Below are 15,939 nucleotides of genomic sequence, written 5' to 3' on the forward strand. Positions count from 1 at the left end.
AAACCGCCACACAGATAGATAAAATGGCTGAAGATGGGGAGGTGTGATGGAGTTAACAATACGTACATTGAAAATCATCAATACGGGTGGTATTCGAAATATCGTAGGGGGAGCCATTAATGGTCCCCCTTATCATTACGCTTTCTGCACTTTGCCCTTAATAAAATAGCCAATGCCCAGTATCAATATCCAGACCGGAATCAGTAGTACGGATATCCGAATACCCGGTGTCAGGTACATAATCACCAGAATAGCGGCCAGAAATAGCAGGCACAGATAGTTGCCAAATGGATATAACAGCGCTTTGAATTTAGTTTCTGTTCCTTCGCGCTCTTTTTGCGCACGGAATTTCAGATGTGCCAGACTGATCATCGCCCAGTTGATCACCAGTGCGGAGACCACCAGCGCCATCAACAGCTCAAACGCTTTACCGGGCACCAGATAGTTAATCAGTACACACGCTGCCGTCGCCAGAGCTGAAAGAGCAATCGCGACAACGGGGACACCACGGCTATCCATTTTCAGCAATACTTGTGGGCCGTTACCTTGTTTCGCCAAGCCATACAGCATACGGCTATTACAATATACACAGCTGTTGTAGACCGACAGCGCTGCGGTTAATACCACAATGTTTAAGACCGTTGCGACTATATTACTGTTCAATGCATGGAAAATCAGAACGAAAGGGCTACCACCTTCCACCACCTTTTCCCAAGGGTACAGTGATAACAATACCGTCAGGGAGCCAATGTAGAAAATCAGGATACGGTAGATAACCTGGTTGGTGGCGCGCGGAATGCTTTTTTCCGGGTCATCCGCTTCTGCAGCGGTAATACCGACCAGTTCGAGGCCACCAAAAGAGAACATGATGACGGCCATCGCCATGACCAACCCGTTAATACCATTCGGGAAAAATCCTCCCTGAGCCCATAGATTGGTAATAGTCGCTTCAGGTCCACCATGGCCGCTTATCAATAACCAACTGCCAAAGGCAATCATCCCGACAATGGCTGCAACCTTGATGATGGCAAACCAGAATTCCAGTTCGCCATAAACTTTTACATTGGCCAGGTTGATGGCATTGATAAACAAAAAGAAGACGGTGGCAGAAACCCAGGTCGGAATATCTGGCCACCAGTATTGTACGTAAATGCCAACTGCAGTCAGTTCCGCCATGGCGACCAGTACATACAACACCCAATAATTCCAACCAGAAGCAAACCCGGCAAAATTACCCCAGTATTTATAGGCAAAATGGCTGAAAGATCCTGCTACAGGTTCCTCTACTACCATTTCTCCCAGTTGGCGCATGATGAAAAAAGCGATAATACCGCCAATGGCATATCCCAGCAGGACAGACGGCCCCGCCATTTTTATTGTCTGTGCGATGCCGAGAAACAGACCCGTACCTACTGCACCACCCAGGGCAATCAACTGTATATGACGGTTTTTTAAGCCACGCTGTAGCGTTCCGTCTTGTTGACCTTCCATTGTTTTAACCCTCTGCCGATGTAAGCCAAGGCAAGGAAATACCGCCAGCATGATAGCGCGGTGTTTTTGCCTTTTTACGTTTATGTAATTTTATGTTTACGGGAGCCTATCGGATGAAAATGCCGAGCTATCTACCGTTCGTCAGAGAATAGTGATAAGCAATTAAGATTGCACTGATTTCTTGCTGATATTGAGAGGGAAATGCAGTGCAATGATACAAAGCTACCCCTTTGATGTTTTTTATCCTTTCTCGCTACCAGTAGATTTCCGATTTCACGTTGATCCGACACATTACACATGTATTTAAAGCGCCTTGCACAAGGCCAGAACAGCCTTCCACGGCAAATATGAATTTAAATTCTATTTTAGTAAATTAATATTCAAAAATTGGTCATTTAAACGGTTCAGCTTTGCCTGAAATTGGTTTCAAAAAAGTTAAAATAGTTGGATGGGAGCAATGGTAATACCACTGACCTCTTAGGCCTTTGCAGCATATATTTCAGGCATTTGTTAAAATTTAAGAGGATTGGTAATTTAGCGCAACGACTGTATGGACAGAAGGTGAATACTTTGTTACTTTAGCGTCACGTTTTTTGGAATTGGTATTACCAATTTACTCTGCGCTTTCCGCTGAGAAGAATTCACCATGGCATACAGCAAAATCCGTCAACCCAAATTGTCAGATGTGATTGAGCAACAGCTGGAGTTTCTGATCCTTGAAGGAACCCTACGTCCCGGCGAGAAACTTCCCCCGGAGCGTGAGCTGGCTAAGCAGTTCGATGTCTCCCGTCCTTCTTTGAGAGAAGCTATACAGCGTCTGGAAGCCAAAGGACTGCTTTTACGCCGTCAAGGCGGTGGCACTTTCGTGCAGACCAATCTCTGGCAGAGTGTTAGCGATCCGCTGGCAGAATTACTGAGCAATCACCCCGAATCACAATTCGATCTCCTCGAAACTCGTCATGCGCTTGAAGGCATTGCTGCTTACTATGCTGCATTGCGTGGCACAGAGTCGGATTTACAGCGTATCCGAGATTGTCATGCCTTGATTGAAAAGTCTCGGGAAGCCGGTGATTTGGAGGCGGAATCAGAAGCCGTTATGCACTATCAGATCGCCGTCACCGAAGCCACTCACAACGTGGTACTGCTGCATCTGCTGCGCTGTATGGGGCCGATGCTGGAACAAAATGTGCGGCAGAATTTTGAATTGCTTTATCTGAGCCGGGAAGTTTTGGCGAAGGTAAGCAGCCATCGCGCCAGAATTTATGAGGCGATTGTTGCCCGTGAGCCAGAACAGGCGCGCGAAGCATCACACCGTCACCTGGCGTTTATTGAGGAAATATTGCTGGATCTTAACCGGGAACATAGTCGGCGCGAACGATCACTGCGTCGGCTCCAGCAACGCAAGGATTAAGTGCCCTATTTGGGGTTCTGTATGCGATAACCAAGACGAAGGGCCTGTCTTCCTGCGCTTTTTTCCATCGTAGGTTCAGAGTGTAAGAAGACAGGCTCCAGATAACTCAACTGATTAGAAACAGATAAGGAATAAACCATGTCAGAACGTTTGAATAATGACGTGGATCCGATCGAAACACGCGACTGGCTACAGGCGATCGAATCGGTTATCCGTGAAGAGGGTGTTGAACGCGCTCAGTTCCTGATTGATCAGGTACTTTCCGAAGCGCGTAAAGGTGGCGTCAAAATGGCTGCCGGTAGTGCAGTAAGCCAATATGTGAACACCATCAGCGTGGACGATGAGCCGGAGTATCCTGGCAACCTTGAGCTGGAGCGTCGTATTCGTTCTGCTATCCGCTGGAATGCGATCATGACGGTACTGCATGCTTCGAAGAAAGATTTGGAGCTCGGTGGTCACATGGCGTCATTCCAGTCTTCCGCCACGTTCTACGAAGTGTGCTTTAACCACTTCTTCCGCGCCCACAATGCGCAGGACGGTGGCGATCTGGTGTATTTCCAGGGTCATATTTCTCCAGGTATCTATGCCCGTGCCTTCCTGGAAGGACGTCTGACAGAAGATCAGATGAATAACTTCCGTCAGGAAGTCCATGGTAATGGCCTGTCTTCTTACCCACATCCAAAATTGATGCCGAATTTCTGGCAGTTCCCGACCGTATCCATGGGATTGGGGCCTATCGCGGCTATTTACCAGGCTAAGTTCCTGAAATATCTGGAACATCGTGGCCTGAAAGATACATCTAAACAAACCGTTTATGCGTTTCTGGGCGATGGTGAAATGGATGAGCCGGAATCCAAAGGCGCCATCACCATCGCTACCCGTGAAAAACTGGATAATTTGGTGTTCTTCATCAACTGTAACTTGCAGCGTCTGGACGGACCGGTTACGGGTAATGGCAAGATCATTAATGAACTGGAAGGTATCTTCGGTGGCGCCGGCTGGGAAGTTATCAAGGTTATCTGGGGTGGCCGTTGGGATGAACTGTTGCGTAGAGATACCAGCGGTAAGCTGATCCAACTGATGAATGAAACCGTTGATGGTGATTACCAGACCTTTAAATCCAAGAATGGCGCTTATGTGCGGGAGCACTTCTTCGGTAAATATCCGGAAACCGCCGAACTGGTGAAAGACTGGACTGATGATCAGATTTGGGCGCTGAACCGTGGTGGTCACGATCCGAAGAAAGTCTATGCCGCTCTGAAGAAAGCGCAGGAAACCAAAGATAAACCGGTCGTTATTCTGGCACATACCATTAAAGGCTACGGTATGGGTGATGCGGCTGAAGGCAAGAATATTGCCCACCAGGTTAAAAAGATTAACATGGACGGCGTGCGCTATTTCCGTGACCGCTTCAATGTGCCGGTCAGTGATGAAAACATCGAAAAGCTGCCGTTCCTGACCTTCGAGAAAGATTCCGCAGAGTACAACTATCTGCACGAACGCCGCCAGGCTCTGGAAGGTTATTTACCGACTCGTCACACTAAGTTTACCGAAAAACTGGAATTGCCGACGATGGAGGATTTCAGTTCTCTGCTGGAAGAGCAGACCAAAGAAATCTCTACCACTATCGCTTTTGTTCGTGCTCTGAACGTGATGCTGAAGAACAAATCGATCAAAGATCGTCTGGTTCCGATTATCGCTGATGAAGCCCGTACTTTCGGTATGGAAGGTCTGTTCCGTCAAATCGGTATCTACAGCCCGAATGGTCAGCAGTATACTCCGCAGGACCGCGAGCAGGTCGCCTACTACAAAGAAGACCAGAAAGGTCAGATTTTGCAGGAAGGCATCAATGAACTGGGTGCTGGCGCATCCTGGCTGTCGGCGGCAACGTCTTACAGCACCAACAACCTACCGATGATTCCGTTCTACATCTACTATTCCATGTTCGGATTCCAGCGTATCGGTGATCTGTGCTGGGCCGCCGGCGACCAACAGGCTCGTGGCTTCCTGATCGGCGGTACTTCTGGCCGTACGACGCTGAATGGTGAAGGTCTGCAGCATGAAGATGGTCACAGCCACATTCAGGCGCTGACCATTCCAAACTGTATCTCCTATGATCCGTCTTATGCCTATGAAGTCGCGGTGATCATGCATGATGGTCTGGTTCGCATGTACGGTGAAGCGCAGGAAAATATCTATTACTACATCACCACACTGAACGAAAACTACCACATGCCAGCCATGCCGCAAGGTGTGGAAGAGGGTATCCGCAAGGGTATTTATAAACTGGAAACGGTTGAAGGCAGCAAAGGTAAAGTTCAGTTGCTGGGTTCAGGTTCTATTCTGCGTCATGTGCGTGATGCCGCTCAGATTCTGGCGAGCGACTTCGGTATCGGCTCTGATGTTTATAGTGTTACGTCCTTTACTGAACTGGCCCGTGATGGCCAAGATTGTGAACGCTGGAACATGTTGCATCCGACGGAAACCCCACGCGTACCGTTCATTGCCCAGGTCATGAACGATGCACCCGCTGTCGCTTCCACCGACTATATGAAACTGTTTGCAGAACAGGTACGTACCTACATCCCGGCCAGCGATTATCGCGTACTGGGTACTGACGGTTTTGGTCGTTCCGACAGCCGTGAGAACCTGCGCCACCACTTCGAAGTAGACGCTTCCTACGTGGTAGTTGCAGCATTGGGTGAACTGGCTAAACGCGGTGAAGTTGACGCTTCTGTAGTGGCTGAAGCCATCAAGAAATTCAGCATTGATCCTGAAAAAGTTAACCCGCGTCTGGCATAAGAGGTAAAGATTACATGGCTATCGAAATCAACGTACCGGATATCGGTGCAGATGAAGTTGAAGTCACCGAAGTGATGGTGAAAGTCGGCGACAAAGTTGAAGCAGAACAGTCGCTGATCACGGTAGAAGGTGATAAGGCTTCTATGGAAGTTCCTTCACCTCAGTCGGGCGTGGTTAAAGAGATCAAAGTGGCGGTGGGTGACAAGGTTGCTACCGGTAAATTGATTATGATTTTTGATTCTGCTGACAGTGCCGTTGCGGCTGCACCCGCCAAAGTCGAAGAGAATAAAGCAGCGGCTACACCGGTTGCTGCGACTGCCAGTGTCGCCAAAGAGGTTGAAGTACCAGATATCGGTTCGGATGAAGTTGAAGTTACCGATGTGATGGTGAAGGTGGGTGACAAGGTTGAAGCGGAACAGTCTCTGATCACCGTAGAAGGCGACAAAGCTTCTATGGAAGTCCCGGCGCCGTTTGCCGGTATCGTGAAAGAAATCAAGATAAGCACTGGCGACAAAGTGAAAACCGGCTCGCTGATTATGGTTTTCGAAGTGGGTAGCACGGCGCCCGTCGCTGCTGAGACTGCTCCGGCGGTGGTCAGTAGTGTTCCCGCGGCAAAAGATGTGAATGTGCCTGATATCGGCGGTGATGAAGTTGAAGTTACCGAAGTGATGGTGAAAGTGGGCGACAAAGTGGCCGCTGAACAGTCACTGATTACGGTGGAAGGTGACAAAGCCTCTATGGAAGTCCCGGCGCCGTTTGCCGGTATCGTGAAAGAGATCAAGGTCAGTACTGGCGATAAGGTGAAAACCGGTTCGCTGATTATGATCTTTGAAGTTGAAGGTGCAGCTCCTGCTGCGTCGGCGGCGAAGAAAGAAGATAAGGCACCGGCGGCTAAAGCAGAGAAAGTTGCTGCCCCCGCCGTTGCCAAAGCGGACAGCAAGAGTGAGTTTGCCGAAAACGACGCTTATATTCATGCCACTCCGGTTATCCGTCGTTTGGCGCGCGAATTTGGCGTCAATCTGGCGAAAGTGAAGGGGACCGGCCGTAAAGGTCGTATCCTGCGCGAAGACGTTCAGGCGTATGTGAAAGACGCGGTGAAACGCGCTGAATCCGCTCCTGCCGCTGGTGCTACCGGTGGCGGTCTGCCCGGTATGCTGCCGTGGCCGAAAGTGGACTTCAGCAAGTTTGGTGAGATTGAGGAAGTTGAACTGGGTCGTATCCAGAAAATATCTGGTGCCAACCTGAGCCGTAACTGGGTAATGATCCCGCATGTTACGCAGTTCGATGAAGCTGATATCACTGAAGTGGAAGTATTCCGTAAACAGCAGAACCTGGAAGCCGAGAAGAAGAGACTGGACGTGAAAATCACGCCGCTGGTCTTCCTGATGAAAGCCGCTGCTAAAGCGTTGGAGGAATTCCCACGCTTCAACAGCTCTATTTCCGAAGATGGTCAGAAGCTGACACTGAAGAAATATATCAATATCGGCGTGGCGGTTGATACACCGAATGGTCTGGTGGTTCCGGTATTCCGTGATGTTAACAACAAAGGCATCATTGAATTGTCCCGCGAACTGGCGGTTATCTCCAAGAAAGCTCGCGATGGTAAGCTGACCGCATCTGATATGCAGGGTGGCTGCTTTACTATTTCCAGCCTTGGCGGCATCGGCGGAACGGCGTTTACGCCGATCGTCAATGCACCGGAAGTGGCTATTCTGGGCGTGTCAAAATCGTCCATGAAGCCGGTCTGGAACGGCAAAGAGTTTGCTCCGCGTCTGATGTTGCCGCTGTCACTGTCTTTTGACCATCGTGTCATTGATGGTGCCGCAGGTGCACGTTTCGCCGCATATATCAGTATGATAATGGCAGACATTCGTCGTCTGGTGATGTAACGGTAAAGGCTGGCTCTGTGGCCAGCCTTTTTGTTAACGTCAATGCCGCAGGTCGGAACATGCTCTCCTGCGGCGGTTGAGACACTGTTCACCCGAACATGCTTTGCAGATTATTAACAATTCTGTAAACTGCTGGCGGTGGAAGCGTCCCGGTGGATGAAGGGCGTGCTTGAATTAACTCGCCATAAAAATGACGTCTGACCCGCCGGACAAACAAAACAAGAGGTCATGATGAGTACTGAAATTAAAGCTCAGGTGGTGGTGCTTGGCGCGGGTCCTGCAGGATATTCTGCAGCATTCCGTTGCGCAGATTTAGGTCTGGACACCGTACTGGTAGAACGTTATGCCACCCTGGGTGGTGTGTGTCTGAATGTAGGTTGTATCCCCTCGAAAGCATTACTGCACGTAGCTAAAGTCATTGAAGAAGCCAAAGCGCTGGCGGAACACGGCATTGTGTTTGGTGAACCGCAGACTGACATTGACAAAATTCGTACCTGGAAAGAAAAAGTCATCAACCAGCTGACGGGTGGTCTGGCTGGTATGGCGAAAGGCCGTAAAGTTAAAGTGATTAACGGTCTGGGTAAATTTACCGGCCCGAATACGCTGGTTGTCGATGGTGAAAACGGCAAAACTACCGTTAATTTCGATAACGCCATTATCGCGGCAGGTTCCCGTCCGATTCAGTTGCCATTCATTCCACATGAAGACCCACGCATATGGGATTCTACTGATGCGCTGGAGCTGAAAACCGTGCCAGGGCGCATGCTGCTCATGGGCGGCGGTATCATCGGTCTGGAAATGGGTACTGTTTATCACGCGCTTGGTTCACAGATCGACGTAGTTGAAATGTTGGATCAAGTCATTCCGGCAGCGGATAAAGATGTCGTTAAAGTGTTTACCAAACGCATCAGCAAGAAATTCACCCTGATGTTGGAAACCAAAGTGACCGCTGTCGAAGCCAAAGAAGATGGTATCTATGTCACAATGGAAGGCAAAAAAGCGCCTGCCGAACCACAGCGTTATGACGCAGTGCTGGTCGCGATTGGCCGTGTACCAAATGGTAAACTGCTGGATGCAGGTCAGGCTGGCGTGGAAGTCGACGATCGTGGTTTCATTCATGTCGACAAACAAATGCGTACCAACGTACCTCACATCTATGCTATTGGCGACATCGTAGGTCAGCCTATGCTGGCGCATAAAGGTGTACATGAGGGACATGTGGCAGCTGAAGTTATCGCTGGCAAGAAACACTATTTCGACCCGAAAGTCATCCCGTCCATTGCTTACACTGAACCAGAAGTGGCGTGGGTGGGCTTGACCGAGAAAGAAGCCAAAGAGAAAGGCATCAGCTACGAAACCGCAACTTTCCCATGGGCTGCCTCTGGGCGTGCCATTGCCTCTGACTGCGCAGATGGTATGACCAAACTGATTTTCGACAAGGAAACCCATCGTGTTATTGGTGGCGCGATTGTCGGTACTAACGGTGGTGAGCTGTTGGGTGAAATCGGTCTGGCGATTGAGATGGGTTGCGATGCGGAAGATATCGCACTGACTATTCATGCGCATCCGACGTTGCATGAATCTGTTGGTCTGGCGGCCGAGATTTTCGAAGGCAGCATTACTGACCTGCCGAATCCGAAAGCAAAAAAGAAATAAATTTTTCCATCCCTGATGCCGGTCACTTAGGCTGAATTTCAGGGAGAAGCCCATGGGGGAGGTTCCAAAAGGGATACCTCATCCTGTGGGCTACCCCCGAATACCTGGGCATTTAAACGATCGACATTCCCCGTATCTTTAGTCACCTGCTGTCTGAAGGCTGGGACGCTCCATTAAGCATTTCATATTCTATCCGGCACATGTTGCCGGATTTTTTCTACCTATATCGCAGAATTTCACTTCTCTTCCGCCGTTCTTATTTCTGTCAATTACAATCAACTCTCTATAAAAGAAACGTTGTTTTATTTTTATGGTGAGAATAATAATGAAACTGAACCGATTACGTAACACCCTCTGTTTGCTGACAATGTGTCTGGTAAGTGCTTCATTGATGGCTAACGACAAGGATTACCAAACATCCGCGGTTACTGAAGACGCGTTGCCAACGTTCTATCCACAACTCAAGCAGCAGATGACTTATTCAGACTCTTGGCTGTCTGGGCACGATAAGAATTTCAGTCAGTGGAAAGTACAGTCACGAAATAAGGTTCGTGCATTGTTACTGACGCCGGATTCCAGTAAAGCGTTTGATCCGCAAATGGTGGATCAACAGGATCGCGGCAGTTATAAAGCTGAAAAAGTGGCATTTAATCTGACAGACGAGAGCCGAGTGCTCGGACTGCTACTCATCCCAAAAACACCTGGCCCTCATCCGGCAGTGATTTTGCTGCATGACCATGGCGCGAAGTTTGATATCGGCAAAGAGAAAATGATTAAGCCATGGGGGGATGAAGCACAATTGACGTCGGCGCAGGCATGGGCAGATAAATATTTTACTGGCCGATTTGTGGGTGACGAACTGGCCAAGCGTGGTTATGTGGTGTTGGCAGTGGATGCCATTGGCTGGGGTGATCGTGGGCCGTTGAAATATGAGCAGCAGCAGGCGTTGGCCAGTAATTTCTTCAATCTGGGACGTTCACTGGCGGGAACGATGGCGTATGAAGATATGCGAACGCTTGATTTCCTTGCCTCGCTGAAACAGGTCGACCCGCAACGTATTGGCATCGTAGGTTTTTCGATGGGCGCGTATCGTGCCTGGCAATTGGCGGCGTTGTCTAACAAAGCCGCCGCAACAGTAGCGGTTTCCTGGATGGGAACCTACGAAGGGTTGATGACACCAGGCAACAACGTATTGCGTGGTCAGTCGTCGTTTTACATGCTACATCCAGGACTGTCATCCTATTTCGATTTCCCTGATGTGGCCAGTATTGCCGCTCCCAAACCGATGTTAGTCTTCAACGGCGGCAAGGATAAACTCTTCCCTGTCAGCGCGGTAGAAGCCGCTTATGACAAAATGCACCGAGTCTGGCGTTCACAACATGCCGACGACAAGCTGGAAACACGTATCTGGCCGGAATTAGGGCATGTGTTTTATCAGGAGCAGCAGGATGTGGCTTTCCAATGGTTGGATCGTTGGCTGATGCCGGAGAAAAAGTAGTCACTTCTCTGGAGCGAAATTCTCTGTATATCGGCGTAGTTTGACACTGCATTTTCAGTCAGTCCTCAGAATGATGAGGGCTGACATTGGCGGCAATACCAGGTGGTGCCATATTGCGGACATAGTAGAACTATCCCTTTCTTAACTCATTGTTATTTTGAGTTTCTTTTGCTTTTTAGCGAAACACTTCTTTTGTCTTTTATATGCTAGAGCGGCCTGCAAATTACGTGCTATTCTGGCAATACAGACAGTAACAATAGGGTCATATTGGGACGTGAATCGATTAAGTAACAAAACAATGTTGCTATTATGTGAATGAATTAACAATCAATTCAAATCCTGATATGCTCAACAGGCTGGACCGGACACTCTGACCCTACATCCACACGCTTACATTCAGGCATGGACATCATAACCGGAAGCAGAGCGCCGGGTTAATTAAGACAATGAGAGCGAGGAGAAAGTCGTGCTAGAAGAATATCGTAAGCACGTAGCCGAGCGGGCTGCACAAGGGATCGTTCCTAAACCATTAGACGCCGCACAGATGGCGGCATTGGTGGAATTGCTGAAGAATCCTCCCGCTGGTGAAGAAGCATTTTTAGTCGATCTGTTAGTCAATCGCGTTCCGCCGGGTGTTGATGAGGCGGCCTACGTCAAAGCGGGTTTCCTGGCCGCCATCACCAAGGGGGAGGCTGCATCTCCCCTTATTACGCCGGAAAAAGCCACCGAACTGTTGGGTACCATGCAGGGTGGATACAATATTCATCCACTGATTGACGCGCTGGAAAACCCCACGCTGGCGCCCATCGCCGTCACGGCGTTGTCTCACACCCTGTTGATGTTTGACAACTTCTATGATGTGGAAGAGAAAGCCAAGGCCGGTAATGCCTATGCCAAACAGGTGATCCAATCCTGGGCGGAGGCCGAATGGTTCCTGTCCCGCCCGGCGCTGGCAGAAAAAATTACCGTGACCGTTTTCAAGGTGACGGGAGAAACCAACACTGATGACCTGTCTCCGGCACCGGATGCCTGGTCCCGTCCCGACATTCCGCTGCATGCACTGGCGATGCTGAAAAATGCCCGTGACGGCATTGAGCCGGATCAACCCGGTGTGGTGGGGCCCATCAAACAGTTGCAGGCGCTGGATCAGAAAGGGTTCCCGTTGGCCTATGTGGGCGATGTGGTGGGAACCGGCTCGTCCCGTAAATCAGCTACCAACTCGGTGCTGTGGTTTATGGGAGACGATATTCCCAACGTCCCGAACAAACGCGCCGGTGGCGTGGTGTTGGGGGGTAAAATCGCGCCGATTTTCTTCAACACGATGGAAGATGCGGGCGCATTACCGATTGAAGTCGATGTTGCCAAACTGAATATGGGCGACGTGATTGACATTTACCCCTACAAAGGGGAAGTGCGTCATCATGATACCGACGCGCTGTTGGCGACCTTTGAGTTGAAAACCGACGTGTTACTCGACGAAGTGCGTGCCGGTGGACGTATTCCGTTGATTATTGGCCGTGGGTTGACCACCAAAGCCCGCGAATCGCTCGGGTTGCCATTTAGCGATGTCTTCCGTATCGCCAAAGCGGTCGCCGCCAGCAGTAAAGGCTTCTCGCTGGCGCAGAAAATGGTGGGGCGCGCCTGTGGCGTGGCCGGTGTTCGTCCGAACGAATATTGTGAGCCGAAGATGACGTCGGTGGGGTCGCAGGACACCACCGGTCCGATGACCCGTGACGAGCTGAAAGATTTGGCCTGCCTCGGTTTCTCGGCGGATCTGGTGATGCAGTCCTTCTGTCATACCGCCGCCTACCCGAAGCCGGTTGATGTCACCACACACCATACGCTGCCCGATTTCATCATGAACCGTGGCGGTGTGTCGCTGCGTCCCGGTGACGGTATCATCCACTCCTGGCTGAACCGGATGCTGCTGCCGGATACGGTCGGTACCGGGGCGGATTCGCATACCCGTTTCCCGATAGGCATTTCCTTCCCGGCGGGGTCGGGGCTGGTGGCGTTTGCGGCGGCGACAGGCGTGATGCCGCTGGATATGCCGGAATCGGTACTGGTGCGTTTCAAAGGCAAAATGCAACCGGGTATCACGCTGCGGGATCTGGTGCACGCGATCCCTTATTACGCCATTCAGCAGGGGTTGCTGACTGTCGAGAAGAAAGGCAAGAAAAACATCTTCTCCGGCCGCATTCTGGAAATTGAAGGGTTGCCGGATCTCAAGGTCGAGCAGGCGTTTGAACTGGCGGATGCGTCTGCCGAGCGTTCGGCGGCGGGTTGCACCATCAAACTGGACAAGGCGCCGATCATCGAATATCTCCACTCCAACATCGTCTTGCTGAAGTGGATGATTGCCGAAGGTTATGGCGACCGTCGCACGCTGGAGCGTCGTATTCAGGGGATGGAAAAATGGCTGTCGGAGCCGACGTTGCTGGAAGCGGATGCGGATGCGGAATACGCCGCGGTGATCGAGATCGATTTGGCGCAAGTCAAAGAGCCGATTCTGTGCGCGCCGAACGATCCGGATGACGCCCGCCTGTTATCTGATGTGGCGAACAGCAAGATTGATGAAGTGTTCATCGGCTCCTGCATGACCAACATCGGTCATTTCCGGGCGGCGGGGAAATTGCTGGATCAGCATAAAGGTCAGTTGCCGACCCGGCTGTGGGTGGCGCCACCGACACGGATGGATGCCGCGCAGTTAACGGAAGAAGGCTACTACAGCGTGTTTGGCAAGAGCGGCGCGCGGATTGAAATCCCCGGTTGTTCGCTGTGCATGGGGAATCAGGCACGGGTGGCGGAAGGGGCGACGGTGGTGTCCACGTCAACGCGTAACTTCCCGAACCGTTTGGGTAATGATGCGAATGTCTATCTGGCGTCAGCGGAGCTGGCGGCGGTTTCCGCGCTGTTGGGCCGTTTGCCGATGCCGGAAGAGTACCAGACCTACATGGCACAGGTGGACAAGACCGCGAACGATACCTATCGTTACCTGAATTTTGACCACTTACAGCAGTATACGGAAAAAGCGGATGCAGTGATCTTCCAGACCGCCGTTTAAATCGTTATAGTTATGTCCGCATAAAAGGGAGGCCGTTTGGCCTCCCTTTTTTACTGCCAATTTGCGGGCTGTCACTACGGCATCTCCGTCTGGTAGCTACACTGACTATAGCGTACTCACAGGAGAATCATCATGGACTATGAATTTTTACGCGATCTGACTGGTCAGGTAATTGTCAAAATGTCGATGGGGCATGAGGCAGTTGGGCACTGGTTTAATGAGGAAGTAAAAAGTCAGTTGGCACTCCTGGACGAGATTGAAAATGCGGCGCGTGATGTCGCTGGAAGTGAACGCCAGTGGCAGCATATTGGGCATGAGTACACCTTGTTGTTAGACAGTGAAGAAGTCTTGATTCGTGCAAATCAGCTTGAACTTGATGGTGATGAGATAGAAGAAGGGATGAGTTATTACGACGAGGAAAGTCTGTCGCTGTGCGGGCTGGATGATTTTCTCGATCTGGTTGTGAAATACCGGGCGTTTGTGCAAAAGAGTTGAAATATCTGATAGTAATACAGTGCGAAGTGGAACTTCACTAGCAAGGTTGGGCAGTCGGGAAATGGCAAGAGTCTCTGGCACCCAGAGCAGAGTGTAGTAGGCTGTTGTCGGTGTTGAAGCGTTGCAGGTCGTGGGTCACAAACCACACTTATTGTCGCACGATCGGTATAGTTAATGACAATACTGAAAGAGAGTACGGTCAAAGCCACAAACCGTACTCTCTGATTATTTGTGTGCTTACCATTGCTGATGGGTCAAACTCTTCCCATCGATAACTGATGTGTTGAAGGCGCATCAGGATCCTCGATTGGCTCAACTTTTCCCATGAGGAGTAGGTAGTTCAGGATGCCGATGGCGACTAACACGGAGGAGAAGACTAACGCCCAGGTAAAGGATCCTGTGGCGGAGACAATGGCTCCGGTTACAATCGGTCCGATCGCACCGCCCATGTTGGAAACGCTGTTTTGCAGACCAGCGACCACAGAAACGCTGTTTCTGGGAGCTACGTCACCTGGCAAAGCCCAGACCTGAGAAGCGGCGACTGTAGTGCCTGACTTAGCCACGCACAACAGGAAGACGGTCATGGATACTGAGTCGGTGAAGGGTGCAAAGCCAATGCAAAGCGCCATCAGTAGTCCGATAGTCAAAAACAGCTTGCGGGTAGCAGTCAGTGATAACATTTCTTTATGCACTATTCTGTCGGATGACCAGCCAGCGATGACTTCGATAATCATGCCGCACAACAGAGGCAGGGCGGCGATTATCCCCATTTTGATGAAGTCCATCCCTTTATCTTTTACCAGGTAAGTCGGCAACCAAGTGATAAAGAAGTAGGAGGTGTAATTGATGGTAAAGAAGCCGATGCACATAGCCCAGATATTGCGGTAGCGCAGCAATTTGTACCACTTCATCGGACGAACGTTTCTATCACCATGCTTACGGGTTTGGCCATCGCGGATCAACCTTACTTCTTGTTGACTGATTTTCTTATGTTCTTCCGGGTTTTCCGAGTAGATAAAGTACCAGGCAATCACCCATAGCAGCCCGACAGCACCGATGATCAAAAAAGTCAGTCTCCAGTCGAACATGTAAATCATCCAGACGATCAGTGGCATAGCCACGGCACCACCAAATTTCGACGCACTGTCGAATAGACCGGAGACGGTGGCCCGTTCTTTATCCGGGAACCAGCGAGCGGTGATCCCGGCGTTACTGGGATAAGCTGCTGCTTCACCCACGCCTAGTGCCAGACGTAGTGCCAGCAGGGATTTAAAACCGGTTGCCAGCCCCATCATTGAGGTGGCAATAGACCACCAGGTGACGGCTAACCCCAATCCTTTTTTCTGACCAAAGCGATCGGCAAACCAGCCAGCGGGAATTTGCAGTAACGCATAGGACCAGAAAAACGCAGCCATAATAAAGCCCATTGTTTCGGGGCTCAGATTCAGTTCATCAATAAGATGCGGCGCAGCGGCAGATAGCACAGTACGGTCAATATAGTTAATGGCAATTGCCAACCACATCAGGCCTGCAATCCACCACCGGATACGGGTGTTACCTGTATGAGAAGTCATAGTTGTAGCCCTATACATAGATTATCGTTGGTTGAATCAATGTTCAGCTTTTTGTCGGG

At 50.4% G+C, this 15,939-nt stretch carries 9 protein-coding genes; 7 read left to right on the forward strand and 2 right to left on the reverse strand.

Translation table 11 applies throughout. From position 1 onward, the window contains the following. Nucleotides 1-135 precede the first annotated feature (135 nt). Nucleotides 136-1,491, reverse strand: coding sequence for an amino acid permease (locus RS889_RS03630; RefSeq protein ID WP_021017108.1), 1,356 nt, complete (start codon nt 1,489-1,491; stop codon nt 136-138). Between the two features lie 646 nt (nt 1,492-2,137). On the opposite strand from RS889_RS03630, the gene pdhR reads away from it, so the two are divergent. From pdhR to yacL, 7 genes are all read left to right on the forward strand, one after another. After that, entirely contained in the window at nt 2,138-2,902 is a 765-nt protein-coding gene (gene pdhR, locus RS889_RS03635; RefSeq protein WP_021017107.1) for a pyruvate dehydrogenase complex transcriptional repressor PdhR, read from the forward strand. A gap of 138 nt (nt 2,903-3,040) precedes the next feature. Beyond that, nucleotides 3,041-5,704: a pyruvate dehydrogenase (acetyl-transferring), homodimeric type gene (gene aceE / locus RS889_RS03640; protein WP_315709340.1), complete on the forward strand. Its 2,664-nt coding sequence runs from the start codon at nt 3,041-3,043 to the stop codon at nt 5,702-5,704. A gap of 14 nt (nt 5,705-5,718) precedes the next feature. Beyond that, the gene (aceF, locus tag RS889_RS03645) at nt 5,719-7,593 is read left to right on the forward strand and encodes a pyruvate dehydrogenase complex dihydrolipoyllysine-residue acetyltransferase (RefSeq protein WP_315709341.1); all 1,875 of its coding nucleotides are present in this window, start codon (nt 5,719-5,721) and stop codon (nt 7,591-7,593) included. 231 nt (nt 7,594-7,824) lie between these two features. Beyond that, nucleotides 7,825-9,249 (forward strand): dihydrolipoyl dehydrogenase, encoded by a 1,425-nt coding sequence (gene lpdA / locus RS889_RS03650; RefSeq protein WP_021017104.1) that lies wholly within the window; start codon nt 7,825-7,827, stop codon nt 9,247-9,249. Nucleotides 9,250-9,574: 325 nt separating this feature from the next. After that, on the forward strand, nt 9,575-10,747 hold the full coding sequence (locus RS889_RS03655; RefSeq protein ID WP_315709343.1) for a dienelactone hydrolase family protein: 1,173 nt from the start codon (nt 9,575-9,577) through the stop codon (nt 10,745-10,747). 466 nt (nt 10,748-11,213) lie between these two features. Then, nucleotides 11,214-13,811, forward strand: coding sequence for a bifunctional aconitate hydratase 2/2-methylisocitrate dehydratase (gene acnB / locus RS889_RS03660; RefSeq protein ID WP_315709345.1), 2,598 nt, complete (start codon nt 11,214-11,216; stop codon nt 13,809-13,811). Between the two features lie 132 nt (nt 13,812-13,943). Beyond that, the gene (gene yacL, locus RS889_RS03665; protein ID WP_021017101.1) at nt 13,944-14,306 is read left to right on the forward strand and encodes a protein YacL; all 363 of its coding nucleotides are present in this window, start codon (nt 13,944-13,946) and stop codon (nt 14,304-14,306) included. 254 nt (nt 14,307-14,560) lie between these two features. Here yacL and RS889_RS03670 read toward each other — a convergent pair whose 3' ends face one another. Beyond that, nucleotides 14,561-15,880, reverse strand: coding sequence for an MFS transporter (locus RS889_RS03670; protein ID WP_315709348.1), 1,320 nt, complete (start codon nt 15,878-15,880; stop codon nt 14,561-14,563). Between the last annotated feature and the right edge of the window lie 59 nt (nt 15,881-15,939).

This window comes from Brenneria uluponensis (genome assembly GCF_032395385.1).
In the GTDB taxonomy this organism is placed as follows: domain Bacteria; phylum Pseudomonadota; class Gammaproteobacteria; order Enterobacterales; family Enterobacteriaceae; genus Prodigiosinella; species Prodigiosinella aquatilis.

Excerpts from the sequence above, each read along its gene's own strand:
- pdhR (WP_021017107.1), top strand. The coding sequence starts at position 2,138 with ATGGCATACAGCAAAATCCGTCAACCCAAATTGTCAGATGTGATTGAG.
- RS889_RS03655 (WP_315709343.1), top strand. The coding sequence starts at position 9,575 with ATGAAACTGAACCGATTACGTAACACCCTCTGTTTGCTGACAATGTGT.
- RS889_RS03670 (WP_315709348.1), bottom strand. The coding sequence starts at position 15,880 with ATGACTTCTCATACAGGTAACACCCGTATCCGGTGGTGGATTGCAGGC.
- aceF (WP_315709341.1), top strand. The coding sequence starts at position 5,719 with ATGGCTATCGAAATCAACGTACCGGATATCGGTGCAGATGAAGTTGAA.
- aceE (WP_315709340.1), top strand. The coding sequence starts at position 3,041 with ATGTCAGAACGTTTGAATAATGACGTGGATCCGATCGAAACACGCGAC.
- RS889_RS03630 (WP_021017108.1), bottom strand. The coding sequence starts at position 1,491 with ATGGAAGGTCAACAAGACGGAACGCTACAGCGTGGCTTAAAAAACCGT.
- lpdA (WP_021017104.1), top strand. The coding sequence starts at position 7,825 with ATGAGTACTGAAATTAAAGCTCAGGTGGTGGTGCTTGGCGCGGGTCCT.
- yacL (WP_021017101.1), top strand. The coding sequence starts at position 13,944 with ATGGACTATGAATTTTTACGCGATCTGACTGGTCAGGTAATTGTCAAA.